Genomic DNA, 24,235 nt, shown 5'->3' with positions numbered 1-24,235 from the left:
GGCCTGATCCGGAAGTGCACCGGCCGGCCCGCAACCCCGCCGAGAGCTAGCTAGAGATCAGACACGACACGAGGGATATAACGTGCTCGACGTCAACTTCTTCGACGAGCTGCGCATCGGCCTCGCCACCGCCGACGACATCCGGCAGTGGTCCCACGGCGAGGTCAAGAAGCCGGAGACGATCAACTACCGTACTCTCAAGCCGGAGAAGGACGGGCTCTTCTGCGAGAAGATCTTCGGTCCTCAGCGGGACTGGGAGTGCTACTGCGGGAAGTACAAGCGGGTCCGCTTCAAGGGCATCATCTGTGAGCGCTGCGGCGTTGAGGTGACTCGGTCCAAGGTCCGCCGGGAACGGATGGGGCACATCGAGCTCGCTGCCTCGGTGACCCACATCTGGTACTTCAAGGGCGTGCCGAGCCGGCTGGGCTACCTGCTGGACCTTGCCCCCAAGGACCTTGAGAAGATCATCTACTTCGCCTCGTACGTGGTGACGAGCGTGGACGCCGATTCGCGTCACCGGGATCTCGCCACGATCGAGAACGAGATTCTCGCCGAGAAGCGGCAGTCCGAGAACAGCCGGGACTCGGAGATCGAGAAGCGGGCGGGCAAGCTCGAGGCCGACCTCGCCGAGCTGGAGGCCGAGGGCGCCAAGGCGGACGTCCGGCGCAAGGTCAAGGAGGGCGGAGAGCGCGAGATGCGCCAGATCCGCGACCGGGCCCAGCGTGAGATCGACCGCCTGGACGAGGTGCTGGACACCTTCCGCAAACTGGAGCCGAAGCAGCTGGTCACCGACGAGCTGCTCTACCGGGAGCTGCGCGACCGGTTCGGCGAGTACTTCACCGGTGGGATGGGGGCCGAGGCGATCAAGGCCCTGGTCCAGAACATGGACCTCGACACCGAGGCGGAGAGCCTGCGGGAGACCATCCGCACCGGTAAGGGGCAGCGGAAGATCCGGGCGCTCAAGCGACTCAAGGTGGTCGCCGCGTTCCTGAACACCAGCAACTCGCCGCTCGGCATGGTGCTGGACTGCGTCCCGGTCATCCCGCCGGACCTGCGCCCGATGGTGCAGCTCGACGGTGGCCGCTTCGCGACCTCCGACCTGAACGACCTCTACCGTCGGGTGATCAACCGGAACAACCGGCTCAAGCGGCTGATCGATCTCGGCGCGCCCGAGATCATCGTCAACAACGAGAAGCGGATGCTCCAGGAGGCCGTTGACGCGTTGTTCGACAACGGACGTCGTGGTCGACCGGTCACCGGTCCGGGTAACCGTCCGCTCAAGTCATTGTCCGACATGCTCAAGGGCAAGCAGGGCCGGTTCCGGCAGAACCTGCTCGGCAAGCGGGTCGACTACTCGGGCCGATCGGTCATCGTGGTCGGTCCGAAGCTCAAGCTGCACCAGTGCGGCCTGCCCAAGCAGATGGCATTGGAGCTGTTCAAGCCGTTTGTGATGAAGCGGCTGGTGGACCTCAACCACGCACAGAACATCAAGTCCGCCAAGCGGATGGTCGAGCGGCAGCGGCCGGTCGTCTGGGATGTGCTTGAGGAGGTCATCGGCGAGCACCCGGTGCTGCTCAACCGGGCGCCGACCCTGCACCGACTGGGTATCCAGGCGTTCGAGCCGCAGCTGGTCGAGGGCAAGGCGATCCAGATCCACCCGCTGGTCTGCACCGCGTTCAACGCTGACTTCGACGGTGACCAGATGGCGGTCCACGTGCCGCTGTCCGCCGAGGCTCAGGCCGAGGCGCGGATCCTGATGCTCTCGTCCAACAACATCCTCAAGCCGGCGGACGGCAAGCCGGTGACCATGCCCACCCAGGACATGATCATTGGTCTCTACCATCTCACCCACCGGACCTCGGGTGAGCGGGGTGAGGGCCGGGCGTTCAGCTCGGACGCCGAGGCCCGGATGGCGTTCGACAATGGCGAACTGCACCTGCAGGCGCCGGTGAAGATCCGCCTGCGGGGCCTCGTCGGGGTCGAGAGTGGCCCCGGTGCCGAGCCGTGGACCGCGCCGGAGGGCTGGGTCGAGGGCGACCCGATCACGGTGGAGACGACGCTCGGTCGGGTTCTGTTCAACGAGACCCTGCCGCCGGGCTACCGGTTCGTGAACTATGAGATCCGCAAGGGCCAGCTCTCCGCGATCGTGAACGACCTCGCCGAGCGTTTCCCGAAGGTCGCTCTCGCGGCCACCCTGGATGGTCTCAAGGAGGCCGGCTTCCACTGGGCCACCTGGTCCGGCGTGACCATCGGCATGGAAGACGTCCTTGCGCCGCCGCGGAAGCGGGAGATCCTTGGTCGGTACGAGAAGGAAGCCGACCGGATCGACAAGCAGTACCAGCGTGGTCTGATGACCGCCGAGGAACGTCGCGGCGAGCTCATCGAGATCTGGACCAAGGCGACCAACGAGGTCGCCAAGGAGATGGACACCGCGCTACCGCAGGAGAACCCGCTCTGGAAGATGATTAACTCGGGGGCCCGCGGTAACCTGCTCCAGCTCCGGCAGATCGCCGCGATTCGTGGCTTGGTGGCGAACCCGAAGGGTGAGATCATCCCGCGTCCGATCAAGGCCTCCTACCGCGAGGGGCTGTCCGTACTGGAGTACTTCATCTCCACGCACGGTGCCCGTAAGGGCCTGGCGGACACCGCTCTGCGTACCGCCGACTCGGGTTACCTGACCCGTCGTCTGGTGGATGTCTCGCAGGATGTGATCATCCGCGAGGAGGACTGCGGCACCGATCGGGCCATCCCGATGCAGGTGGGGCAGCAGGCCGGAGAGGCCGGTTCGCTGGTCGTGCACGAGCACGCGGAGACCAGCGTGCACGCCCGTACGTTGGCGGACGACATCAAGGGGCCGGACGGCACCGTCGTCGCCGAGCGGGGTGCGGACATCAACTCGATCCTGGTGGACAAGATCGTCGCCGCCGGGGTGGAGACCGTCCGGGTCCGCAGTGTGCTCACCTGTGAGTCGAAGCTGGGCGTCTGTGGTGCCTGCTACGGCCGCTCGCTGCCGACCGGCAAGACCGTTGATGTCGGTGAGGCGGTCGGCATCATCGCCGCCCAGTCGATCGGTGAGCCGGGTACGCAGCTGACGATGCGTACCTTCCACACCGGTGGTGTCGCTGGGGAGGACATCACCCAGGGTCTGCCCCGGGTCCAGGAGATCTTCGAGGCCCGAATCCCGAAGGGCAAGGCCCCGATCGCGGACACCCCGGGTCGAGTCCGAATCGAGGATGGCGAGCGGTCCCGGAAGATCATCGTGGTGCCGGACGACGGCAGCGACGAGATCGCCTACGACAAGATCTCGAAGCGGGTCCGACTGCTGGCCAACGACGGCGACCACGTCGAGGTCGGCGAGAAGCTCACGGTGGGTACGATCGACCCGCACGAGCTGCTTCGCATCCTGGGTCCGCGTGCGGTCCAGGTCCACCTGACCCAGGAGGTCCAGGAGGTCTACCGCTCGCAGGGTGTGCTCATCCACGACAAGCACATCGAGATCATCATCCGGCAGATGCTGAAGCGGGTGACGGTCATCGACTCCGGCTCGACCGAGTTCCTGCCGGGCGTGCTTGTGGACCGGGCGCTGTTCGAGTCGGAGAACCGCCGGCTCGTCTCCGAGGGCGGCGAGCCCGCCGCTGGGCGTCCGGTGCTGATGGGTATCACCAAGGCCTCCTTGGCCACCGACTCCTGGCTCTCGGCGGCCTCCTTCCAGGAGACCACCCGGGTGCTGACGGACGCGGCGATCCACGCTCGCAGCGACTCGTTGATCGGTCTTAAGGAGAACGTGATCATCGGTAAGCTCATCCCGGCTGGTACCGGCATCAGCAAGTACCGCAATGTTCGGGTCGAGCCGACCGAGGAGGCGAAGGCCAAGGTCTACTCGATGACCGGCTACCCGGAGACCGATTACGGCTTCGGGCCGGCCAGTGGCCAGGCGGTCCCGCTGGACGACTTCGACTTTGGGTCGTACCGCTAGACACGGCTACCGACGCGGCCCCCGGCGATGCCGGGGGCCGCGTCGTGTCCGGCGGTGTCGGTGCCGGACGCTACTGTCCTCGGCATGTCCGACAGTCCGCTGCGCAAGGTTGACACCGTTTTCGTCAAGGTCGATGATCCGCATGCCGTGGCTGGGTGGTACCAGGAGACCCTGGGCTGGCCCGAGCTCTTCCGCACCTCGCACATCGTGGTGCTCCAGGCCCCCGAGGGCCCGCCGGTGACCCTGCTCAACCCGGAGGGGGGCGAGTGGTCCGGTTTCAACTTCCACGCCCCCGACGCCGTCGCCGCCCGTCAGTGGCTGATCGAGCGTGGGGCTGAGGTGGGTGAGCTGAACCAGGCCCCTGGCCAGCCAGTGACCTGGTTCTGGTTTCGTGATCCGCTGGGTAACCGGCTCGAGGTCTGTTCCTACTAGGGCCGGGCATGATGGGGACATGAGCACCGCTTCCGGGCCTACCCCGCTCGTCCTGCGGGTGCCGGGGCTGTCCCGGCACCCGCAGGACCCGGATCCGGTTCGGTCGACCAAGGCGCGGGCAGTCTTCGCGCTCGGGCTGTTCGGAGCCCTGACCGGCCCGTTCCTCGGGGGAGTGGTACCGGCCACCGTGGCACTCGTGTTGGCGCGGCAGGCGCGTCGTGAGGCGTACCTCTCCGGGGGATTCCTCACCGGAGCGGCGTGGCTGCGGCGAGGGGAGCGACTGGCCTGGGCCGGCCTGTTCCTGACAATGGTCGTGGTGACCGTCATGGTGGTGATCGGTGTCGTCCGGCTGGCGGAGGCCCCCTACGGTCAGGATTTCGCTCCGAACGTGGACTGACCGCTGCGAGCGTTGACCAAGTCGGGCATCGCCCGCCGGCCGCGCGGCGGTAGCCTGACCGATGTGCGGCGCTTGGGCGTCGACTGCCGACTTGGAGGACCTGTGACCGATCCGGCACGCCCGCAGGGCACCGACCCGACGGCGCCCGGCGGGCCGCAGGGGCCAGCGGAGGGCGAGCCCCGTCCGCTGGGGCTGAGGGCGTCGACGCCAGACCCGTGGGCCCGGCCACCAGCGCCGTCCGGCCCGGCGGGCACGCCGCCGACCTCAACCCCCGGTTGGGGCCCCCTGCCGGTGGTGTCTCCGCCCCCGCCGCGAGAGGCGTTGGGCCAGCCGAGTCGGATTCATCCGGTGCCGGGCACGCCGTTCGGGGTGGTGCACCTCGACGTACCGGCGGTCACCTCCGGTCTCGCGGTGGGGTCGCTGGTCGCGGGGATTGTGTCGATTCTGGTCTCGCTACTGGTGGCCTGTGTCGGCGTGGTGGGGGCGGACGGGGACGGTGCGTGGGCCGCGGGAGCCTTCACCGCGCTGGGCGCTCTCACCGGGGCGGGGGCTGTGGGTGTCGGTTTGTTCGGGCTCCAGCAGATCCGTCGGCCGTTGCCGCCGCCGGCGGTCCGGTTCACCGGGCGGGGACTCGCCTGGGCCGGGGTGAGCTGCGGTGGTGTCGGGCTGCTACTCAACCTGGGCGGGCTTGGGTTGGCATTGCTCCTGGGGATGTCCTGACCGCCTGGTTTGCCGCTGATTGTGGGGGTGTTGGGAACCGAGGGCCGTGGGATCGTCGCCGGGTGCAGCCGGTACACTCGACTCGGTAGGTGCCCGGCACGGGCGCGCAGGCCGAACAGTCCTCGGCCGGTGGGTGAACCCGCTGGCCGCCCAGTTTTGACCTGCGCGGTTGTGGTAGGTACTCTTTCCCCTTGTGCCCAGGCATGCCTGGGCAGATCGTGCGTGCGCTGTGATCTCGCTTTGCGGGTGTTCTCGTGGTGTGCGACGACAGCCAGAGATCCGGCCAACCCTGTGCCGGTGACCAAACCCGGTTATCGCCAGTGAGTGACGACCGGGAACCGCGAGTCGGCGACACGCCCGACCGCGGGTGCTGGGACCCCGGCAGGTGGCCCTGGTTGGAATGTAGGAGAGCCGTCCATCCGGCCGGCTAGAAGCAGACGGCGCGGTCGCCTCCAGGCGGCCGAAGGGAGCGGAGAAACCCGGTGCCCACCATTCAGCAGCTGGTCCGAAAGGGCCGTCAGGCCAAGACGACCAAGACGAAAACCCCTGCCCTGAAGGGGTCCCCGCAGCGGCGGGGCGTGTGTACCCGTGTGTACACCACCACCCCGAAGAAGCCGAACTCGGCGCTGCGTAAGGTCGCTCGGGTCAAGCTCAGCAGCCAGATCGAGGTGACCGCCTACATTCCGGGCGTCGGCCACAACCTCCAGGAGCACTCGATCGTGCTCGTCCGCGGTGGCCGGGTGAAGGACCTCCCCGGTGTGCGGTACAAGATCGTACGTGGCTCGCTGGACACCCAGGGTGTTCGCAACCGCAAGCAGGCGCGTAGCCGCTACGGCGCGAAGAAGGAGAAGAGCTGACATGCCGCGTAAGGGACCCGCTCCGCGGCGGCCGCTGGTCGCTGACCCGGTGTACAACTCGCCGCTGGTCACCCAGCTGGTAAACAAGATCCTGCTGCGCGGCAAGCGCCAGCTCGCCGAGACCCTCGTCTACGCGGCGCTGGAGGGCTGCCGGGAGAAGTCCGGCACCGACCCGGTGGTCACCCTCAAGCGGGCGATGGACAACGTCAAGCCGACGCTCGAGGTGCGCAGCCGCCGGGTTGGTGGCGCCACCTACCAGGTGCCGGTCGAGGTTCGTCCGGCCCGGGCCACCACCCTGGGCCTGCGCTGGCTGGTCACCTACGCCCGCGCCCGGCGCGAGAAGACCATGGTTGAGCGGCTGATGAACGAGCTGCTGGACGCGAGCAACGGCCTCGGTGCCGCCGTCAAGCGGCGCGAGGACACCCACAAGATGGCCGAGTCGAACAAGGCCTTCGCGCACTACCGCTGGTAACACCCAGGTTCCGGCGCCGTCTCGGCGCCGGAACCACACCAGTTGTGTCGAGACGACGATAAGTAGGGATTGAAGTGGCCGCCGCAGACGCGCTCGCCAACGTACGCAACATCGGCATCATGGCGCACATCGATGCCGGTAAGACCACTACCACCGAGCGAATCCTGTTCTACACCGGTATTACCTACAAGATCGGTGAGGTTCATGAGGGCGCCGCCGTCATGGACTGGATGGCGCAGGAGCAGGAGCGCGGTATCACGATCACTTCCGCCGCCACGAAGTGCGAGTGGAAGGGCCACACGATTCAGATCATCGATACGCCCGGCCACGTCGACTTCACGGTCGAGGTCGAGCGGTCGCTGCGGGTTCTGGATGGTGCGGTCGCGGTCTACGACGGTGTCGCCGGCGTGGAGCCGCAGACGGAGAACGTCTGGCGTCAGGCCGACAAGTACAACGTCCCGCGGATGTGCTTTGTCAACAAGCTCGACCGGACCGGTGCGGACTTCTTCCGCTGCGTCCAGATGATGGTTGACCGGCTCAACGCCACCCCGTTGGTGCTCCAGGTCCCGATTGGGCTTGAGTCTGAGCACATCGGCGTCGTCGACCTGGTCGGCATGCGTGCCCTTACCTGGCGTGGGGAAACCCAGAAGGGTGAGGACTACGCGGTCGAGGAGATCCCGGCTGAGTTGGCCGACGTTGCCACCGAGTGGCGCGAGAAGCTGATGGAGACGCTGGCCGACATCGACGACGCGGTGATGGAGAAGTACCTGGAGGGCGGCGAGTTCTCCGTCGAGGAGATCAAGGCCGCCATCCGCCGGGCGACCATCGACGGTAGGGCCAACCCGGTCCTCTGCGGCTCCGCCTTCAAGAACAAGGGCGTCCAGCCGATGCTCGACGCCGTGGTCGACTACCTGCCGTCGCCGCTGGACGTCCCGGCGATCGAGGGCACCGCGACCGACGGTGAGACCCCGATGCTGCGGAAGCCGTCCACCTCGGAGCCCTTCTCCGGGCTCGCATTCAAGATCCAGACCGACAAGCACCTTGGGAAGCTCACCTACGTCCGGGTCTACTCCGGTGTGGTCGAGACCGGTTCGCAGGTGGTCAACTCCACCAAGGACCGCAAGGAGCGGATCGGCAAGATCTACCAGATGCACGCCAACAAGCGGGAGGAGCGTGGCTCCGCCAAGGCTGGCGACATCATCGCGGTTCAGGGCCTGAAGCAGACCACGACCGGTGACACCCTCTGCGACCCGGCGAACCCGGTCATCCTCGAGTCGATGACCTTCCCGGAGCCGGTCATCGAGGTGGCCATCGAGCCGAAGACCAAGGCTGACCAGGAGAAGCTCAGCACCGCCATCCAGCGGCTGGCCGAGGAGGACCCGACCTTCCGCGTCAAGCTGGATGACGAGACCGGGCAGACGGTCATCTCCGGCATGGGTGAGCTGCACCTGGACATCCTGGTGGACCGGATGCGCCGCGAGTTCAATGTCGAGGCGAACATCGGCATGCCGCAGGTGGCGTACCGCGAGACCATCCGCCGGAAGGTGGAGAAGGTCGAGTACACCCACAAGAAGCAGACCGGTGGTTCCGGCCAGTACGCCCGGGTGATTATCAGCCTGGAGCCGTTGCCCCTGGCCAACGATGCTCCGACCTACGAGTTCGCCAACGCCGTCACCGGCGGTCGCATCCCCCGGGAGTTCATCCCCTCGGTGGACGCGGGTGCGCAGGATGCCATGCAGTACGGCATTCTGGCCGGTTTCCCGCTGGTCGGGGTGAAGCTGACGCTGCTGGACGGTCAGTACCACGAGGTCGACTCGTCTGAGATGGCGTTCAAGATCGCTGGTTCGATGGTGCTGAAGGACGCGGCCCGCAAGGCCGATCCGGCACTGCTCGAGCCGATGATGGCCGTCGACGTCACCACTCCAGAGGAGAACATGGGTGATGTCGTCGGCGATATCAACTCCCGGCGCGGCATAGTCCAGGCGATGGAGGATCGCGGCGGTGCCCGCGTCGTCCGTTCCCTGGTGCCGTTGTCGGAGATGTTCGGCTACGTCGGCGACCTGCGGTCGAAGACCCAGGGCCGGGCTAGCTTCAGCATGCAGTTCGACTCCTACGCCGAGGTCCCGGCCTCCGTGGCGAAGGAGATCATCGCCAAGGCGACCGGCGAGTGACGCTCGTCTGAGCCGGTCGATGAGCCGGGGCGGGTCGCGGGAGGGTATCCCGCCCGCGACCACCTCGGTCGGACGGCATGATTCCGGGTCTGTAGGCTTCATCGCCGCAGTGCCCACAAATGGCTTCCCGGCCGTCAGGCCGGAAAGGCTGTCGACAGAGTCCTAAGCGCCGACCGGCGCGCCGGGGCGAACGAACCAAGAAAGTCCACAGGAGGACACCAGTGGCGAAGGCGAAGTTCGAGCGGACTAAGCCGCACGTCAACATCGGCACCATTGGTCACATCGACCACGGTAAGACGACGCTGACGGCGGCCATCACCAAGGTCCTGCACGACCAGTACCCGGACCTGAACCCGTACATGCCGTTCGACGAGATCGACAAGGCGCCGGAGGAGAAGGCCCGCGGCATCACGATCTCGATCGCGCACGTCGAGTACCAGACCGAGGCGCGGCACTACGCGCACGTCGACTGCCCCGGGCACGCCGACTACATCAAGAACATGATCACCGGTGCGGCCCAGATGGACGGTGCGATCCTCGTGGTCGCGGCGACCGACGGCCCGATGCCGCAGACCCGCGAGCACGTGCTGCTGGCCCGCCAGGTCGGCGTGCCGTACATCGTCGTGGCGCTCAACAAGAGCGACATGGTTGACGACGAGGAGCTCCTGGAGCTCGTCGAGCTCGAGGTCCGTGAGCTGCTCTCCTCGCAGGAGTACCCGGGTGACGACCTGCCGGTCGTGCGGGTGTCCGCGCTGAAGGCCCTTGAGGGTGACCCGGAGTGGGCCGGCAAGCTCATGGATCTGATGACCGCGGTCGACACCTCGATCCCGCAGCCGGAGCGCGAGACCGAGAAGCCGTTCCTGATGCCGATCGAGGACGTCTTCACGATCACCGGCCGGGGCACGGTCGTCACCGGTCGCGCCGAGCGTGGTGTGCTGAAGCCGAACGAGGAGGTGGAGCTCGTCGGTATCCGTGAGAAGTCGACGAAGACCACCTGCACCGGCATCGAGATGTTCCGCAAGCTGCTGGACGAGGCCCGCGCGGGTGAGAACGTCGGTCTGCTGCTGCGTGGCGTGAAGCGCGAGGATGTCGAGCGCGGCATGGTCGTCATCAAGCCGGGCACCGCCACCCCGCACACCGAATTTGAGGCGACGGTCTACATCCTCTCCAAGGAGGAGGGCGGCCGCCACACGCCGTTCTTCCAGAACTACCGTCCGCAGTTCTACTTCCGGACCACGGACGTTACCGGCGTTGTTACCCTCCCCGAGGGTACCGAGATGGTCATGCCGGGCGACAACACCACGATGACCGTGAAGCTCATCCAGCCCGTCGCGATGGAGGAGAACCTCAAGTTCGCGATCCGCGAGGGTGGCCGCACGGTTGGCGCGGGTCGCGTCACCAAGATCATCAAGTGAGCTAGGTAACCCCGATTAGGTGTGCCGCCGCTCGTGCGGCATACTAGTCAGGTTGCGTAACGATGGTTCGCCCGTTTGCGTTCGGCAGTGCCGAACCTCCGGGCGGGGGAACCAGTCGGGCGCAGGGTGGTCGGCGACGATTGCGCCGACCACCCTCGCGCGGCGTCTAGGTCGCCGTAGTGCGATCGACGTGATGACCCACCGCGGCAGGATCGCTCCGGAATCCCGGGGCGGGATTCTGAACCGAGGGCGCGACACGCCCGACCGCGGGGGTCGGCGAAGCGGGCCCGGTGCCACACGGCGCAGGCGTCCGCAACACAGCGGCATCGAGAGAAGGAACAGAAGCCACTATGGCGGGACAGAAGATCCGCATCCGGCTCAAGGCCTATGACCACGAGGTCGTCGACTCCTCGGCTCGGAAGATCGTCGAGACGGTGACGCGCACCGGGGCGCAGGTCGCAGGCCCGGTGCCGCTGCCCACGGAGATCAACCGTTTCTGCGTTATCCGTTCGCCGCACAAGTACAAGGACTCGCGCGAGCACTTCGAGATGCGCACGCACAAGCGGCTGATCGACATCATCGACCCGACCCCGAAGACGGTCGACTCGCTCATGCGCCTCGACCTGCCGGCTGGCGTCGACATCGAGATCAAGCTGTAGGGATCGGACAAATGGACAGGCAAGTCAAGGGGATCCTGGGCGCAAAGCTCGGCATGACCCAGGTCTGGGACAACAACCGCGTTGTCCCGGTGACTGTGGTGCAGGCCGGCCCGTGTGTCGTCAGCCAGGTCCGTAGCCAGGAGAAGGACGGCTACGCGGCGGTCCAGTTGGCGTACGGCGCCATCGACCCGCGCAAGGTCAAGAAGCCGCTCAACGGACACTTCGCCAAGGCCGAGGTCGCGCCGCGCCGACACGTCGTTGAGCTGCGCACGACCGACGCCGCCGAGTACTCGCTCGGCCAGGAGGTCACGGTCGAGGAGTTCCCGGCCGGCATCTCGGTCGACGTGACCGGAAAGACCAAGGGCAAGGGCTACGCCGGCCCGATGAAGCGGCACGGCTTCCACGGCCTGCGCGCCAGCCACGGTGTGGAGCGCAAGCACCGTTCGCCGGGCTCGATCGGCGGCTGCGCCACTCCGGGGCGCGTCTTCAAGGGCACCCGGATGGCCGGCCGGATGGGTGGTGCGCGCTACACCGTCCAGAACCTCACCGTCCAGGCGGTTGACACCGAGAACAATCTCCTGCTCGTCCGGGGTGCCATCCCTGGCCCCAAGGGCGCGCTGGTCCTGGTTCGCACTGCGGCCAAGGCGAAGAAGGGTGGGGCGGCCAAGTGACCACCGTTGATGTCCTCACCGTCGAAGGTGGCAAGGCCGGCTCCGTCGAGTTGCCCGCTGACATCTTCGACGCGCAGGCCAACATCGCGCTGATGCACCAGGTTGTGGTGGCTCAGCTCGCGGCGGCCCGACAGGGTACGCACAAGACCAAGACGCGGGGCGAGGTCGCCGGCGGCGGCAAGAAGCCCTACAAGCAGAAGGGGACCGGCCGGGCCCGCCAGGGCTCGATCCGCGCCCCGCAGTTCGCCGGGGGTGGCGTGGTGCACGGCCCGGTGCCGCGCGACTACAGCCAGCGGACCCCGAAGAAGATGAAGGCCGCCGCGCTGCGGGGTGCCCTCTCGGACCGGGCCCGCGCCGACAAGGTGCACGTCGTCGAGGCGTTCGTCGCCGGCGAGAAGCCGTCAACGAAGGCGGCCCTGGCCACCTTGGCGAAGCTGACCGACGCACGCCGGGTGCTGGTGGTGCTGAGCAGCACCGACGAGCTGAACTGGGTGTCGCTGCGCAACGAGCCGCGGGTGCACCTGATCGAGTCCGGCCAGCTCAACACGTACGACGTGCTGCTGGCTGACGACGTGGTCTTCACCAAGGAGGCCCTGGAGGAGTTCCTGGGCGTCCCCGCTGAGACCACCGAGGAGGGTGGCAAGTGAGCACGATCGCCGACCCGCGCGACATCATCATTGCGCCGGTCGTCTCGGAGAAGAGCTACAGCGAGCTGAACCGCAACTGGTACACGTTCCTGGTGCACCCGGACGCGAACAAGACCGCGATCAAGATCGCCATTGAGCAGATCTTCAACGTCCGCGTCCTGACGGTCAACACGCTCAACCGTGCGGGCAAGCGCAAGCGGACCCGGACCGGTTTCGGCAAGCGCAAGGACACCAAGCGGGCGATGGTGAAGCTGGCTGACGGTGACCGCATCGAGGCCTTCGGCGGCCCGGTCAGCTGAGGGGTGTAGACAATGGCTATCCGTAAGTACAAGCCGACGACGCCGGGCCGGCGTGGCTCGAGCGTTGCCGACTTCGCCGAGATCACCCGGTCAACGCCGGAGAAGTCGCTGCTGGCGCCGCTGCCGAAGAAGGGCGGGCGTAACGCCCACGGCCGGATCACCGCCCGGCACCAGGGTGGCGGCCACAAGCGCCAGTACCGAATCATCGACTTCAAGCGGGTCGACAAGGACGGCGTGCCGGCGAAGGTCGCGCACATCGAGTACGACCCGAACCGCACCGCGCGGATCGCGCTGCTGCACTTCCTGGACGGCGAGAAGCGGTACATCCTCGCGCCGAAGGACCTGAAGCAGGGCGACATCGTCGAGTCGGGTCCGGGCGCCGACATCAAGCCGGGCAACAACCTGCCGCTGCGGAACATCCCGGTCGGTCTGACCATCCACAACGTGGAGCTGCGTCCGGGCGGCGGTGCCAAGCTGGCTCGTTCCGCGGGGACGGGAATCCAGCTACTCGGCCGGGAGGGTGCCTACGCGACCCTGCGTATGCCTTCCGGTGAAATCCGCCGGGTTGACGTGCGCTGCCGGGCCAGCATTGGTGAGATCGGCAACGCCGACCAGTCAAACATCAACTGGGGTAAGGCCGGCCGGATGCGGTGGAAGGGCAAGCGCCCGACCGTCCGTGGTGTGGCCATGAACCCGGTCGACCACCCGCACGGTGGTGGTGAGGGTAAGACCTCTGGTGGCCGTCACCCGGTCAACCCGCAGGGTAAGCCCGAGGGCCGTACCCGCCGTAAGGGCCAGCCGAGTGACCGGCTGATCGTCCGCCGTCGCTACGCCACGCGTAAGCGCGGCTGAGGGAGATAAGAGATGCCTCGCAGCCTGAAGAAGGGCCCGTTCATCGACGACCACCTGCTCAAGAAGGTGGAGACGCAGAACGACAAGGGCACCAAGAACGTCATCAAGACCTGGTCGCGGCGCTCGACGATCATCCCGGAGATGCTGGGTCACACGATCGCTGTGCACGACGGACGCAAGCACGTCCCGGTGTTCGTGACCGAGGCGATGGTCGGGCACAAGCTCGGCGAATTCGCGCTGACCCGCACGTTCAAGGGTCACGAGAAGGACGACCGGAAGAGCCGTCGGCGCTGACGCCGCGGGCATACGGATAGAGGAACAAGGGGTTACAGCGATGCCAGGAAAGGGCGACGCTCCGGTGCTTCCGGGCGCGCGGGCGGTTGCGCGGTACGTGCGCATCTCGCCGATGAAGGCGCGCCGGGTGGTCAACCTCGTCCGCGGCCTGCCCGCGAAGGAGGCGCTCACGGTGCTGCAGTTCGCGCCACAGGCCGCGAGCGAGCAGGTGTACAAGGTACTCGCGAGCGCGATCGCCAACGCGGAGAACAACGAGCGGCTGGACCCCGACGCGCTGCTCGTCCGTGAGGCGTACGTGGACGAGGGCCCGACGATGAAGCGGTTCCAGCCGCGCGCCCAGGGCCGGGCGTACCGGATCCGGAAGCGCACCTGTCACATCACGGTGGTGGTTGAGGCGGTCGCGCCGGCTGCGCCGAAGAAGGCGGCGGCGAAGAAGGCGGCCCCGGCGAAGGAGACCACGCCAGCTGCGACCGAGAGCAAGACGGAGGGTGCCGAGTAATGGGTCAGAAGGTTCACCCGCACGGGTTCCGGCTCGGCATCTCGACCGACTGGAAGTCGCGCTGGTTCGCGGACAAGCTCTACAAGGACTACGTCGGCGAGGATGTCAAGATCCGGCGGATGATGTCCAAGGGCCTGGAGCGGGCGGGAATCTCCAAGGTCGACATCGAGCGTACCCGGGACCGGGTCCGCGTCGACATCCACACCGCCCGGCCGGGCATCGTGATCGGTCGTAAGGGTGCTGAGGCCGACCGGATCCGCGGGAAGCTGGAGAAGCTGACCGGCAAGCAGGTCCAGCTCAACATCATCGAGGTGAAGAACCCCGAGTCGGACGCGCAGCTCGTCGCGCAGGGCGTGGCCGAGCAGCTCTCCAGCCGGGTCAGCTTCCGTCGGGCGATGCGCAAGGCCATGCAGTCGGCGATGAAGAACCCGGTCTGCAAGGGCATTCGGGTGCAGGTCTCGGGGCGGCTCGGTGGTGCCGAGATGAGCCGGACCGAGTTCTACCGCGAGGGCCGGGTCCCGCTGCACACGCTGCGGGCCAACATCGAGTACGGCTTCTTTGAGGCCCGGACCACCTTCGGCCGGATCGGTGTGAAGGTGTGGATCTACAAGGGCGACGCGGTGCCGGGCCGGGAGACCCCGGCGGAGGCTCCGTCGCGTCCGCGCCGGGAGCGTGGCGACCGCTCGGAGCGTCCGCGTCGGGGTAGGTCTGGTTCGTCCGGGACCACCGCTGGTGGCACCGAGGCCGGCCGAGCCGCCGCGACCACCATCGCGCAGGCGGCCGAGACGCCGAGCGGCGAGTCGGTGGACGCTGGCGCGGTCGCGTCGGTCGCCACCCAGCCGGCAGAAACGCAGCAGGAGGGCTGACAGATGCTGATGCCGCGCAAGCCCCCGAAGGGCTTCCGCAAGCCGCACCACCCGGACCGCAGTGGCGCGTCCAAGGGCGGTAACCGGGTGGTGTTCGGCGAGTTCGGGATCCAGGCTCTCGAGCCGGCCTACGTGACCAACCGCCAGATCGAGTCGGCGCGTATCGCGATGACCCGGCACATCAAGCGTGGTGGCAAGGTCTGGATCACGATCTTCCCGGACCAGGCGCTCACCAAGAAGCCGGCGGAGACCCGGATGGGTTCCGGTAAGGGCTCCCCCGAGTGGTGGGTCGCGAATGTGAAGCCGGGGCGGGTTCTTTTCGAGATGTCCTTCCCCAACGAGCAGATCGCGCGTGAGGCGATGCGCCGCGCGATTCACAAGCTCCCGATGAAGTGCCGGATTGTTACACGCGAAGTGGGTGAATCCTGATGGCAGCGGGCGTTAAGGCCGCCGAGCTGCGTGAACTCTCCGAGGAGGAGCTGGTCACGAAGCTGCGCGAGGCTAAGGCGGAGCTGTTCAACCTCCGCGTGCAGGCCGCAACCGGGCAGCTGGACAACAACCGGCGGCTGCAGGTCATTCGTCGGGAGATCGCCCGGATCTACACGATCATGCGTGAACGTGAGCTGGGGCTCTCGGCCGCGCCGACTGAGGTGACTGCAGGATGAGCGAGAACACCACCGCGACCACGCGGGCCCGCCGGAAGGTTCGTGAGGGCCTCGTGGTCAGCGACAAGATGGACAAGACCGTTGTCGTCGAGGTCGAGGACCGCGTCAAGCACGGGCTGTACGGCAAGATCATGCGCCGTACCAGCAAGCTGAAGGTCCACGACGAGCAGAACTCGGCCGGCATCGGCGACCGGGTCCTGATCATGGAGACCCGGCCGTTGTCTGCCACCAAGCGGTGGCGGCTCGTGGAGATCCTCGAGAAGGCCAAGTAGCGAAGGCTCGAGCTCGGCCGGTTCCGGTCGGGCGCAGGTTCCGCCAGGCTCCGGCCGCCGTGGTGCGGCCGGAGAACCGGCAGACATAGGAGATAGACGTGATTCAGCAGGAGTCGCGACTGCGCGTCGCCGACAACACGGGTGCCCGGGAGATCCTGTGCATCCGGGTGCTCGGCGGCTCCGGTCGGCGCTACGCGAGCATCGGCGACGTCATCGTGGCCACCGTCAAGGACGCGATCCCGGGTGCCGGTGTCAAGAAGGGCGATGTCGTGAAGGCGGTCGTCGTCCGTACCGCCAAGGAGAAGCGGCGGCCGGACGGCTCGTACATCCGCTTCGACGAGAACGCCGCCGTCATCATCAAGGACGGTGGGGATCCGCGTGGCACCCGTATCTTCGGCCCGGTTGGCCGGGAGCTGCGGGACAAGCGGTTCATGAAGATTATCTCTCTCGCGCCGGAGGTGTTGTGACCGTGAAGGTCAAGAAGGGCGACACGGTCGTCGTCATCGCCGGCAAGGACAAGGGTGCCAAGGGTAAGGTCATCGCGGCCTACCCGCGGCAGGACAAGGTCCTGGTCGAGGGCGTGAACCGGGTCAAGAAGCACACCCGCATCAGCACCACCCAGCGTGGCGCGAAGACCGGTGGCATCGTCACCCAGGAGGCTCCGATCCACGTCTCGAACGTGATGGTCTTGGACTCCGACGGCAAGCCGACCCGGGTCGGTTACCGGATCGACGACAATGGCCAGAAGGTCCGCATCGCGCGTAGCACCGGTAAGGACCTGTGATGACCACGGCTACCGAAACCAAGACCATGCCGCGCCTCAAGGAGCGGTACCGCAACGAGATCGTGGGCCAGCTGCGGGAGCAGTACAAGTACGGCAACCCGATGCAGGTGCCGCGCCTGGTCAAGATTGTCGTCAACATGGGTGTCGGCGAGGCCGCTCGGGACGCCAAGTTGATCGACGGGGCGGTCCGCGACCTGGCCACCATCACCGGCCAGAAGCCGCAGGTGAGGCGGGCCACCAAGTCCATCGCGCAGTTCAAGCTGCGGGAGGGCATGCCGATCGGCGCGAAGGTCACTCTGCGCGGCGACCGGATGTGGGAGTTCCTGGACCGGCTGCTCTCCATCGCGCTGCCGCGTATCCGTGACTTCCGCGGTCTCGATGGGCGCAAGCTCGACGGGAACGGCAACTACACGTTCGGTCTGACCGAGCAGTCGGTGTTCCACGAGATCGACCAGGACAAGATCGATCGCCAGCGGGGCATGGACATCACGGTGGTCACCACCGCCACGACCGACGATGAGGGCCGGGCGCTGCTCAAGTTCCTGGGCTTCCCGTTCAAGGAGAACTGAGATGGCCAAGAAGGCGCTGATCCTCAAGGCGGCCGCGAAGCCGAAGTTCTCGGTTCGCGCGTACACCCGCTGCCAGCGGTGCGGGCGTCCGAAGGCGGTCTACCGCAAGTTCGGTCTCTGCCGGGTCTGCATCCGGGAGATGGCCCACCGCGGTGAGCTGCCCGGCGTGTCCAAGGCTTCCTGGTAATAGCCCGGCGCGCTCCGCGCGTCAGCTGCACTGTCTCTTCGCCGTAGGCCCGGGAACACCCGGGAACCCCGGCGAGAAAGGTTGACGAGTTTAATGACGATGACCGACCCGATCGCAGACATGCTCACGCGTCTGCGTAACGCCAACCAGGCGTACCACGACCGGGTGACGATGCCCTACTCGAAGATCAAGGCGAATATCGCCGAGGTCCTCAAGTCCGAGGGCTACATCAGCACCTGGCTGGTCGAGGAGCCCGAGGAGAGCGCCGTCGGCAAGCGACTGGTCGTCGAGCTGAAGTACGGCCAGAACCGCGAGCGGAGCCTGGCCGGCATCAAGCGCGTGTCCAAGCCCGGCCTTCGGGTGTACGCCAAGTCGGGTGAGCTCCCGCGGGTGCTCGGTGGGCTTGGTGTGGCGATCATTTCGACGTCCCAGGGGCTGCTCACCGATCGGCAGGCCCGCAAGCGGAGCGTTGGCGGGGAAGTCCTCGCCTTCGTCTGGTAACGGGAGACAGGTAGAAATGTCGCGTATTGGACGTAAGTCGATCCCGGTGCCAGCCGGCGTTGACGTCACGATCGCCGGCCAGACCGTTACGGTCAAGGGCCCCAAGGGCGAACTCTCGCACACCGTCGCCGAGCCGATCACGATCGAGCGGGCGGAGGACGGGCAGCTTAACGTGGCTCGCCCGAACGACGAGCGCAAGGCCAAGGAACTGCACGGACTGAGCCGTACCCTGGTCGCCAACATGATCATTGGCGTGACCGAGGGTTACCGGAAGAGTCTGGAGATCGCGGGCACCGGTTACCGGGTAACCGCGAAGGGCAAGGACCTCGAGTTTGCGCTCGGGTTCTCGCACCCGGTCATCGTGGTGGCGCCGGAGGGTATCACCTTCTCGGTGGAGAAGCCGACGCTGTTCCACGTGGCCGGCATCAACAAGCAGCTGGTCGGTGAGGTCGCCGCGAACATCCGGAAGATCCGTCCGCCGGAGCCCTACAAGGGCAAGGGCGTGAAGTACCAGGGTGAAGTGATCCGCCGTAAGGCCGGAAAGGCAGGTAAGAAGTGAGCGCCACGCTGCTCAAGCGCCGCCGCGGTGTCGCCGCCAAGCGCGCCGTCGGGCGGGCGCGCCGGCACTTCCGGGTCCGCCGGCAGGTCAGTGGGACGCCCGCGCGTCCCCGCCTGGTGGTCACCCGTTCGCTGCGGCACATCGTCGCCCAGATCGTGGACGACACCAGGGGACACACCCTGGTGTCGGCCTCGACCCTGGATGCCTCGCTGCGGGGCACCGAGGGCGACAAGAGTGTTCTGGCCGGCAAGGTCGGCGTCCTGCTCGCCGAGCGGGCAAAGGCCGCTGGTATCGCCAAGGTCGTCTTCGACCGCGGTGGCAACCGGTACGCGGGGCGGGTCGCCGCGCTAGCCGACGCCGCCCGCGAAGCCGGGCTCGAGTTCTGACAAACCCCGTCACGAGAGAGAAGGAAGGCTGCTGATGCCAGGTCAACAGCGCCGTGGCGGCGGGTCCGGTGGCAACGAGGGTGGTCGCCGCGACAACCGCCGTGAGGGCGGCCGCGGAAACGCGCCCGTCGAGAAGACCCCGCACCTTGAGCGGGTCGTCGCAATCAACCGCGTCGCAAAGGTCGTGAAGGGTGGTCGTCGCTTCAGCTTCACCGCCCTGGTGATCGTGGGCGACGGCGACGGCACCGTCGGTGTGGGCTACGGAAAGGCCAAGGAGGTGCCCGCGGCGATCGCCAAGGGTGTCGAGGAGGCCAAGAAGCACTTCTTCAAGGTGCCGCGGATCGGTCAGTCGATTCCGCACCCGGTGCAGGGCGAGGATGCCGCTGGCGTCGTGCTGCTGAAGCCGGCTTCGGCCGGTACCGGCGTCATCGCCGGCGGTCCGGTCCGTGCCGTGCTGGAGTGCGCCGGCATTCACGATGTGCTCTCGAAGAGCCTCGGGTCGTCCAACCCGATCAACATCGTGCACGCCACGCTGGCGGCGCTGAAGGGGCTTGAGTCCCCCGAGGCCGTCGCGTCCCGGCGGGGCCTGCCGGTTGAGGATGTTGCGCCGGCGGCGATGCTGGCATCGCGGGCGGAGGTGGCGTCCTGATGGCTCGCCTGAAGGTCACCCAGGTCCGGTCCGAGATTGGGACCAAGCAGAACCAGCGGGACTCGCTGCGTTCGCTCGGGCTCAAGCGGATCAATGACGTGGTGGTCAAGGAGGACCGTCCGGAGATTCGCGGCATGATCTTCACGGTCAACCACCTCGTGAAGGTCGAGGAGGTCGAGTAATGACGATCAAGGTCCACCACCTGCGTCCGGCGCCGGGTGCCAAGATGGCCAAGACCCGGGTGGGTCGTGGTGAGGGCTCCAAGGGCAAGACCGCCGGTCGCGGTACCAAGGGGTCGAAGGCCCGGAAGAACATCTCGGCGGCGTTCGAGGGTGGGCAGATGCCCATCCACATGCGGTTGCCGAAGATGAAGGGCTTCAAGAACAAGTTCAAGGTGACCTTCCAGGTCGTCAACCTGGAGCGGCTCGCCGAGCTGTTCCCGAACGGCGGCCAGGTCGGCCCGGCCGAGCTGGTTGATGCCGGTGCGGTCCGGAAGGGCCAGCCGGTCAAGATTCTCGGTACCGGTGACCTCGGTGGCGTGACCCTCCAGGTCTCGGCGCAGGCGTTCAGCGCGTCGGCCAAGGAGAAGATCACTGCTGCCGGTGGTTCGATCACCGAGCTGTAGGAGTTCCGCGGCGTGGGCAGGTCGGGAAGCCGATCCTGCCCACGCCGCAACTCGTTGGCCACTGTTATGCGGGCGGGCCTGGTTCTCGGGGAGGGTGAGGCGTCCCGCATCTGCTGCGGTGTGGTCACTGGCTGATTGAGCAACTCGGAGCGTCGTACAGCGTTTTTGTTAATGCCGACCGCAACCGGTTGTCATGTTTCCCGAAAGAGTGAGACCGCAGTCTTGCGGGCGGCCTTTGGCGCGGCTGCGGTAGCTTCGGGAAATACGGCCGTGTGGATCCCGGGTAGATCTATTTCTCAATGGCCGGCGGGCAGAGCGAGCCTTGCTTCCAGATTCTGCCGCCCTACGGAGCGGGCGCACGCAAAGCCCCGCAGCAGTAGTGGTCACGATGCCACTTCGCATTCGCGTACCTGATGTGGATGTCACCGATCACGGTGGAGGCGCGCCCGAGGCCCGGATGGACTGAGTCGCTCACCAGTGTGGTGGTTACCTCAGGACCGGGCCGAGATCGAGGCCGGGGCCGGGATCGGGGCGCGCGGGAGTCGCCCCAGCTGTTCGCTATAGTTGCCAACAGTTCTGCACGCTAGCGCACGGGTGGTGCTGGGTCAATAGAAGAATATCGACTTGATAATTTGATGCGTCGCTCTCTTGTAGCCTGATGCGCGCGTGGGCTGCTCCGCCCCCGATGTGGGAGGCCGTGGAGGTTCAGTCCATCGTCTGCCAGCCTCGTATGCCGGGGCCTGGCGGAACGAGACATGTCGGCACCCAGTGGTGTGGTGTTGGGCAAGCCTGTTAGGGTGTGATCTCGGCGTCGTCTAGGTCGCCAGTCTGATGGTGCCCGTGTTGGCGAATGGCCACGCGGCCTTCGCGCAGGAGGAAGAACTTGCTGTCTGCCTTTCTCAGTGCGTTCCGTACGCCTGACCTGCGCAAGAAGCTGCTGTTCACGATCGGCATCATTGCGATCTACCGCCTCGGCGCCGCGCTGCCCAGCCCCGGTGTGTCGTACACCAACGTGCAGAAGTGTATCGATGCGACCCAGGGCAGCACCGGTGTACTGAATCTGCTCAACCTCTTCTCCGGTGGGGCGTTGCTGCAGCTCTCGGTCTTCGCGCTGGGCATCATGCCCTACATCACCGCGTCGATCATCCTGCAGCTGTTGACTGTGGTGATTCCCCGGTTGGAGCAGCTCCGTAAGGAGGGCCAGGCCGGCCAAGCGAAGATCACGCAGTACACCCGCTACCTGACCCTTGGGCTCGGTGTCCTGCAGGCATCGGCCTTCGTTGCGCTGGCCCGCTCCGGGCAGCTCTTCAACAACCAGTGCGACCAGTTCCCGATCATCCCGGAAGACACCGGTATCCCGGACTGGCTGACCCTGAGCATCCTGGTCATGACGATGACCGCGGGCACCGGCGTGGTGATGTGGCTCGGCGAGCTGATCACCGGCCGGGGCGTCGGTAACGGCATGTCCGTGCTGATCTTCACCTCGATCGCGGCTCGGCTCCCCGCCGAGGGCTGGACGATCAAGGAGAGCCAGGGCTGGGCCAAGTTCCTGCTCGTCGTCGCCCTGGTGCTGCTCATCATCACCGCGGTCACCTTCATCGAGCAGTCGCAGCGTCGGATCCCGGTGCAGTACGCCAAGCGGATGATCGGCCGGCGGATGTACGGCGGCACGTCCACCTACATCCCGCTGAAGGTGAACCAGGCGGGTGTCATCCCGGTCATCTTCGGCTCGTCACTGCTCTACCTGCCGCAGCTGGCCCTGCAGTTCTTCGACCAGACCGACCCGGGCCGGACCCAGGTGTGGATCCGGGACAACCTGGTCGACCCGACCAGCCCGATCTACATCGTGGTCTACTTCCTGCTGATCATCTTCTTCACGTACTTCTACGTCTCGATCACCTTCAACCCATCCGAGGTGGCGGACAACATGAAGAAGTACGGCGGCTTCGTCCCGGGTATCCGTCCGGGCAAGCCGACCGCCGACTACCTCGACTTCATCCTCAGCCGGATCACCCTGGCGGGCGCCCTCTACCTGGCCGTCGTCTCGATCCTGCCGAACTTCTTCTTCATCTGGCTCGACCGCCAGCAGTACCTGAACTTCCCGTTCGGCGGTACCGCAGTGCTGATCATGGTTGGTGTCGGTCTTGAGACCACTAAGCAGATCGAGAGCCAACTGATGCAGCGGAACTACGAAGGGTTCCTGCGGTAGATGAGACTCGTTCTGGTTGGCCCGCCGGGTGCGGGTAAGGGCACGCAGGCAGAGTTCGTCGCCGCGCATCTCGCGGTGCCGAAGATCTCGACCGGGGACATCTTCCGGTCCAACGTCTCGCAGGGCACGCCCCTCGGGGTCCAGGCCAAGCGGTACATGGACGCTGGCGAGTTGGTGCCGGACGAGGTGACCATCAACATGGTCCGGGACCGGCTCGCCGAGCCGGATGCCGGTGCGGGTTTCCTCCTCGACGGCTTCCCGCGGACGACCCCACAGGCGGCCGCGCTGGACAAGCTCCTCGTCGACCTGGGCACCGCGCTGGACCTGGTGCTGGAGTTAGTGGTTGATGACGACGAAGTCATCCGGCGACTCTCCGGCCGGCGCACCTGCCGGGGCTGTGGCAAGGTCTGGCACGTCGAGTTCGACGCCCCCAGTCAGGAGGGGCGGTGCGACCGGTGTGGCGCCGAGCTGTTCCAGCGCGACGACGACAAGCCGGAGACCATCGCCACCCGGTTGCGGGAGTACGCGGACAAGACCGCGCCACTGGTGGACTACTACGGGGCCCAGAGCAAACTGGTGGGCATCGATGCCACCGGCCCGGTGGAGGATGTCACCGTCCGTGCCATCGACGCTCTGCGGTCCTACAGCGGCTGAGCCGCAGCACCGCGGAAGAGACCCGGTAGCGGGGTACGTGCCGGCGTGCCCCGCTCTTCGGTGAGAAAGGTTTGCCCCGATGCGTCGTCCCCAGCTGGATATCCAGCTGAAGACCCCTGACCAGATCGAGAAGATGCGCGCCGCCGGGCTGGTGGTTGCGGAGGCATTGCGCCGGATGCGGGAGGCGGTGGCTCCCGGCGTCAGCACCGCGGAGTTGGATGCCATCGCCGAGTCGACGATCCGGGCGGCGGGGGCAACCCCGTCCTTCCAGGGCTACCACGGCTTTCCCGCCTCGATCTGCGCGTCTGTCAACGAGCAGGTCGTGCACGGTATCCCGGCCCCCACCCAGGTGCTCCGGGACGGAGACATCATCTCCCTCGACTGCGGTGCGGTGCTGGACGGTTGGCACGGGGACGCAGCCATCACCGTCGCGGTGGGCGACGTGGATCCGGCGTTGCTGCGGATGGCAGCGGTCGCCGAGGACGCGATGTGGGCCGGCATCGCCGCGGCCGCCCGCGGTGCTGCCAATGGCAGGGGACGGCTGACCGACATCTCCCATGCCGTCGAGACGGCGGTCCGCAAGGGCGGGCGGTACGGCATCGTTGACGGGTATGGCGGTCACGGAATCGGCACCGAGATGCACCAGGATCCGCACGTGCTCAACCACGGCCGCCCGGGTAAGGGTCCCCGGCTGGTGCCGGGTATGGCGCTGGCCATCGAACCGATGATCACCCTGGGCTCGCCCCGGACAGCGGAGTTGGCCGATGGCTGGACGGTGGTGACGCGGGACGGCTCCCGGGCGGTGCACGTGGAACACAGCATGGCACTGTTGCCGGACGGGGTGTGGGTGCTCACCGCGGTTGACGGAGGGCGGGAGCGCCTCGGTGACCTGGTATCTGCCCGGCAGCCGACGGTAGCCGACTGAGCAGAGGCCCGAGACCGGTCCGG

At 66.8% G+C, this 24,235-nt stretch carries 32 protein-coding genes; all 32 read left to right on the top strand.

Features of this window, described 5'->3' with window-relative positions:
- Nucleotides 1–82 precede the first annotated feature (82 nt).
- The 32 genes from SALPAC6_RS0105740 to map all read left to right on the top strand — a co-directional run bounded on the left by SALPAC6_RS0105740 (nucleotide 83) and on the right by map (nucleotide 24,212).
- Nucleotides 83–3,976, top strand: coding sequence for a DNA-directed RNA polymerase subunit beta' (locus tag SALPAC6_RS0105740; RefSeq protein WP_018252473.1), 3,894 nt, complete (start codon nucleotides 83–85; stop codon nucleotides 3,974–3,976).
- Nucleotides 3,977–4,003: 27 nt separating this feature from the next.
- The gene (locus SALPAC6_RS0105735) at nucleotides 4,004–4,408 is read left to right on the top strand and encodes a VOC family protein (protein WP_026189346.1); all 405 of its coding nucleotides are present in this window, start codon (nucleotides 4,004–4,006) and stop codon (nucleotides 4,406–4,408) included.
- Between the two features lie 19 nt (nucleotides 4,409–4,427).
- Nucleotides 4,428–4,805, top strand: coding sequence for a hypothetical protein (locus SALPAC6_RS0105730; RefSeq protein ID WP_018252471.1), 378 nt, complete (start codon nucleotides 4,428–4,430; stop codon nucleotides 4,803–4,805).
- 348 nt (nucleotides 4,806–5,153) lie between these two features.
- The gene (locus tag SALPAC6_RS0105725; protein ID WP_018252470.1) at nucleotides 5,154–5,525 is read left to right on the top strand and encodes a hypothetical protein; all 372 of its coding nucleotides are present in this window, start codon (nucleotides 5,154–5,156) and stop codon (nucleotides 5,523–5,525) included.
- 482 nt (nucleotides 5,526–6,007) lie between these two features.
- Nucleotides 6,008–6,382 (top strand): 30S ribosomal protein S12, encoded by a 375-nt coding sequence (gene rpsL, locus SALPAC6_RS0105720; RefSeq protein WP_007465318.1) that lies wholly within the window; start codon nucleotides 6,008–6,010, stop codon nucleotides 6,380–6,382.
- Between the two features lies 1 nt (nucleotide 6,383).
- A complete protein-coding gene (gene rpsG, locus SALPAC6_RS0105715) occupies nucleotides 6,384–6,854 on the top strand; it encodes a 30S ribosomal protein S7 (protein ID WP_012015128.1) in 471 nt (156 codons plus the stop codon).
- A gap of 74 nt (nucleotides 6,855–6,928) precedes the next feature.
- A complete protein-coding gene (gene fusA / locus SALPAC6_RS0105710) occupies nucleotides 6,929–9,025 on the top strand; it encodes an elongation factor G (protein ID WP_018252469.1) in 2,097 nt (698 codons plus the stop codon).
- Between the two features lie 221 nt (nucleotides 9,026–9,246).
- The gene (gene tuf / locus SALPAC6_RS0105705; protein WP_018252468.1) at nucleotides 9,247–10,440 is read left to right on the top strand and encodes an elongation factor Tu; all 1,194 of its coding nucleotides are present in this window, start codon (nucleotides 9,247–9,249) and stop codon (nucleotides 10,438–10,440) included.
- Between the two features lie 350 nt (nucleotides 10,441–10,790).
- Nucleotides 10,791–11,099, top strand: a complete 309-nt coding sequence (gene rpsJ, locus SALPAC6_RS0105700) for a 30S ribosomal protein S10 (RefSeq protein WP_007073037.1) — start codon at nucleotides 10,791–10,793, stop codon at nucleotides 11,097–11,099.
- 11 nt (nucleotides 11,100–11,110) lie between these two features.
- Nucleotides 11,111–11,770, top strand: coding sequence for a 50S ribosomal protein L3 (gene rplC / locus SALPAC6_RS0105695; RefSeq protein WP_018252467.1), 660 nt, complete (start codon nucleotides 11,111–11,113; stop codon nucleotides 11,768–11,770).
- Nucleotides 11,767–12,417 (top strand): 50S ribosomal protein L4, encoded by a 651-nt coding sequence (rplD, locus tag SALPAC6_RS0105690; RefSeq protein WP_018252466.1) that lies wholly within the window; start codon nucleotides 11,767–11,769, stop codon nucleotides 12,415–12,417. Before rplC ends, rplD begins: the two co-directional genes overlap by 4 nt.
- Nucleotides 12,414–12,716 (top strand): 50S ribosomal protein L23, encoded by a 303-nt coding sequence (gene rplW, locus SALPAC6_RS0105685; RefSeq protein ID WP_018252465.1) that lies wholly within the window; start codon nucleotides 12,414–12,416, stop codon nucleotides 12,714–12,716. The genes rplD and rplW overlap by 4 nt, the downstream gene beginning before the upstream one ends.
- A gap of 12 nt (nucleotides 12,717–12,728) precedes the next feature.
- Nucleotides 12,729–13,568, top strand: coding sequence for a 50S ribosomal protein L2 (gene rplB / locus SALPAC6_RS0105680; RefSeq protein WP_018222583.1), 840 nt, complete (start codon nucleotides 12,729–12,731; stop codon nucleotides 13,566–13,568).
- 12 nt (nucleotides 13,569–13,580) lie between these two features.
- Nucleotides 13,581–13,862 (top strand): 30S ribosomal protein S19, encoded by a 282-nt coding sequence (gene rpsS / locus SALPAC6_RS0105675; RefSeq protein WP_012015121.1) that lies wholly within the window; start codon nucleotides 13,581–13,583, stop codon nucleotides 13,860–13,862.
- Nucleotides 13,863–13,902: 40 nt separating this feature from the next.
- Entirely contained in the window at nucleotides 13,903–14,361 is a 459-nt protein-coding gene (rplV, locus tag SALPAC6_RS0105670; RefSeq protein ID WP_018222585.1) for a 50S ribosomal protein L22, read from the top strand.
- Complete coding sequence (gene rpsC, locus SALPAC6_RS0105665) at nucleotides 14,361–15,227, top strand: 30S ribosomal protein S3 (protein ID WP_018252464.1); 867 nt, start codon at nucleotides 14,361–14,363, stop codon at nucleotides 15,225–15,227. Before rplV ends, rpsC begins: the two co-directional genes overlap by 1 nt.
- 3 nt (nucleotides 15,228–15,230) lie before the next feature.
- Nucleotides 15,231–15,656 (top strand): 50S ribosomal protein L16, encoded by a 426-nt coding sequence (gene rplP / locus SALPAC6_RS0105660; protein WP_007465292.1) that lies wholly within the window; start codon nucleotides 15,231–15,233, stop codon nucleotides 15,654–15,656.
- Nucleotides 15,656–15,892: a 50S ribosomal protein L29 gene (gene rpmC / locus SALPAC6_RS0105655; RefSeq protein WP_012015118.1), complete on the top strand. Its 237-nt coding sequence runs from the start codon at nucleotides 15,656–15,658 to the stop codon at nucleotides 15,890–15,892. The genes rplP and rpmC overlap by 1 nt, the downstream gene beginning before the upstream one ends.
- The gene (gene rpsQ / locus SALPAC6_RS0105650; RefSeq protein WP_012015117.1) at nucleotides 15,889–16,164 is read left to right on the top strand and encodes a 30S ribosomal protein S17; all 276 of its coding nucleotides are present in this window, start codon (nucleotides 15,889–15,891) and stop codon (nucleotides 16,162–16,164) included. The genes rpmC and rpsQ overlap by 4 nt, the downstream gene beginning before the upstream one ends.
- Before the next feature lie 98 nt (nucleotides 16,165–16,262).
- Entirely contained in the window at nucleotides 16,263–16,631 is a 369-nt protein-coding gene (rplN, locus tag SALPAC6_RS0105645) for a 50S ribosomal protein L14 (protein ID WP_007073026.1), read from the top strand.
- Complete coding sequence (gene rplX, locus SALPAC6_RS0105640; protein WP_013288626.1) at nucleotides 16,628–16,948, top strand: 50S ribosomal protein L24; 321 nt, start codon at nucleotides 16,628–16,630, stop codon at nucleotides 16,946–16,948. The genes rplN and rplX overlap by 4 nt, the downstream gene beginning before the upstream one ends.
- The gene (rplE, locus tag SALPAC6_RS0105635) at nucleotides 16,948–17,517 is read left to right on the top strand and encodes a 50S ribosomal protein L5 (RefSeq protein ID WP_018222587.1); all 570 of its coding nucleotides are present in this window, start codon (nucleotides 16,948–16,950) and stop codon (nucleotides 17,515–17,517) included. Before rplX ends, rplE begins: the two co-directional genes overlap by 1 nt.
- A 1-nt stretch (nucleotide 17,518) precedes the next feature.
- Nucleotides 17,519–17,704 carry a type Z 30S ribosomal protein S14 gene (locus tag SALPAC6_RS0105630; protein WP_007073023.1) on the top strand — a complete coding sequence of 62 codons (186 nt, stop codon included), beginning with the start codon at nucleotides 17,519–17,521 and terminating at the stop codon, nucleotides 17,702–17,704.
- 93 nt (nucleotides 17,705–17,797) lie between these two features.
- Complete coding sequence (rpsH, locus tag SALPAC6_RS0105625) at nucleotides 17,798–18,205, top strand: 30S ribosomal protein S8 (protein WP_018217053.1); 408 nt, start codon at nucleotides 17,798–17,800, stop codon at nucleotides 18,203–18,205.
- A 16-nt stretch (nucleotides 18,206–18,221) separates the two neighbouring features.
- On the top strand, nucleotides 18,222–18,764 hold the full coding sequence (rplF, locus tag SALPAC6_RS0105620; RefSeq protein ID WP_018252463.1) for a 50S ribosomal protein L6: 543 nt from the start codon (nucleotides 18,222–18,224) through the stop codon (nucleotides 18,762–18,764).
- Nucleotides 18,761–19,150, top strand: a complete 390-nt coding sequence (gene rplR, locus SALPAC6_RS0105615) for a 50S ribosomal protein L18 (RefSeq protein WP_018252462.1) — start codon at nucleotides 18,761–18,763, stop codon at nucleotides 19,148–19,150. The genes rplF and rplR overlap by 4 nt, the downstream gene beginning before the upstream one ends.
- A gap of 34 nt (nucleotides 19,151–19,184) precedes the next feature.
- Nucleotides 19,185–19,799 carry a 30S ribosomal protein S5 gene (gene rpsE, locus SALPAC6_RS0105610; RefSeq protein WP_018217050.1) on the top strand — a complete coding sequence of 205 codons (615 nt, stop codon included), beginning with the start codon at nucleotides 19,185–19,187 and terminating at the stop codon, nucleotides 19,797–19,799.
- On the top strand, nucleotides 19,799–19,981 hold the full coding sequence (rpmD, locus tag SALPAC6_RS0105605; protein ID WP_012015110.1) for a 50S ribosomal protein L30: 183 nt from the start codon (nucleotides 19,799–19,801) through the stop codon (nucleotides 19,979–19,981). The genes rpsE and rpmD overlap by 1 nt, the downstream gene beginning before the upstream one ends.
- Nucleotides 19,981–20,424, top strand: a complete 444-nt coding sequence (rplO, locus tag SALPAC6_RS0105600; RefSeq protein ID WP_018252461.1) for a 50S ribosomal protein L15 — start codon at nucleotides 19,981–19,983, stop codon at nucleotides 20,422–20,424. The genes rpmD and rplO overlap by 1 nt, the downstream gene beginning before the upstream one ends.
- A gap of 883 nt (nucleotides 20,425–21,307) precedes the next feature.
- Nucleotides 21,308–22,633: a preprotein translocase subunit SecY gene (secY, locus tag SALPAC6_RS0105595; protein WP_018252460.1), complete on the top strand. Its 1,326-nt coding sequence runs from the start codon at nucleotides 21,308–21,310 to the stop codon at nucleotides 22,631–22,633.
- Nucleotides 22,634–23,287 (top strand): adenylate kinase, encoded by a 654-nt coding sequence (locus SALPAC6_RS0105590; RefSeq protein WP_018252459.1) that lies wholly within the window; start codon nucleotides 22,634–22,636, stop codon nucleotides 23,285–23,287. It begins immediately after the preceding gene.
- Nucleotides 23,288–23,366: 79 nt separating this feature from the next.
- Nucleotides 23,367–24,212, top strand: coding sequence for a type I methionyl aminopeptidase (map, locus tag SALPAC6_RS0105585; RefSeq protein ID WP_018252458.1), 846 nt, complete (start codon nucleotides 23,367–23,369; stop codon nucleotides 24,210–24,212).
- Nucleotides 24,213–24,235 lie beyond the last annotated feature (23 nt).

It is taken from the genome of Salinispora mooreana (assembly GCF_000379065.1).
Taxonomy (GTDB): domain Bacteria; phylum Actinomycetota; class Actinomycetes; order Mycobacteriales; family Micromonosporaceae; genus Micromonospora; species Micromonospora mooreana.
This window is presented reverse-complemented; position numbering and strand designations above follow the sequence as displayed.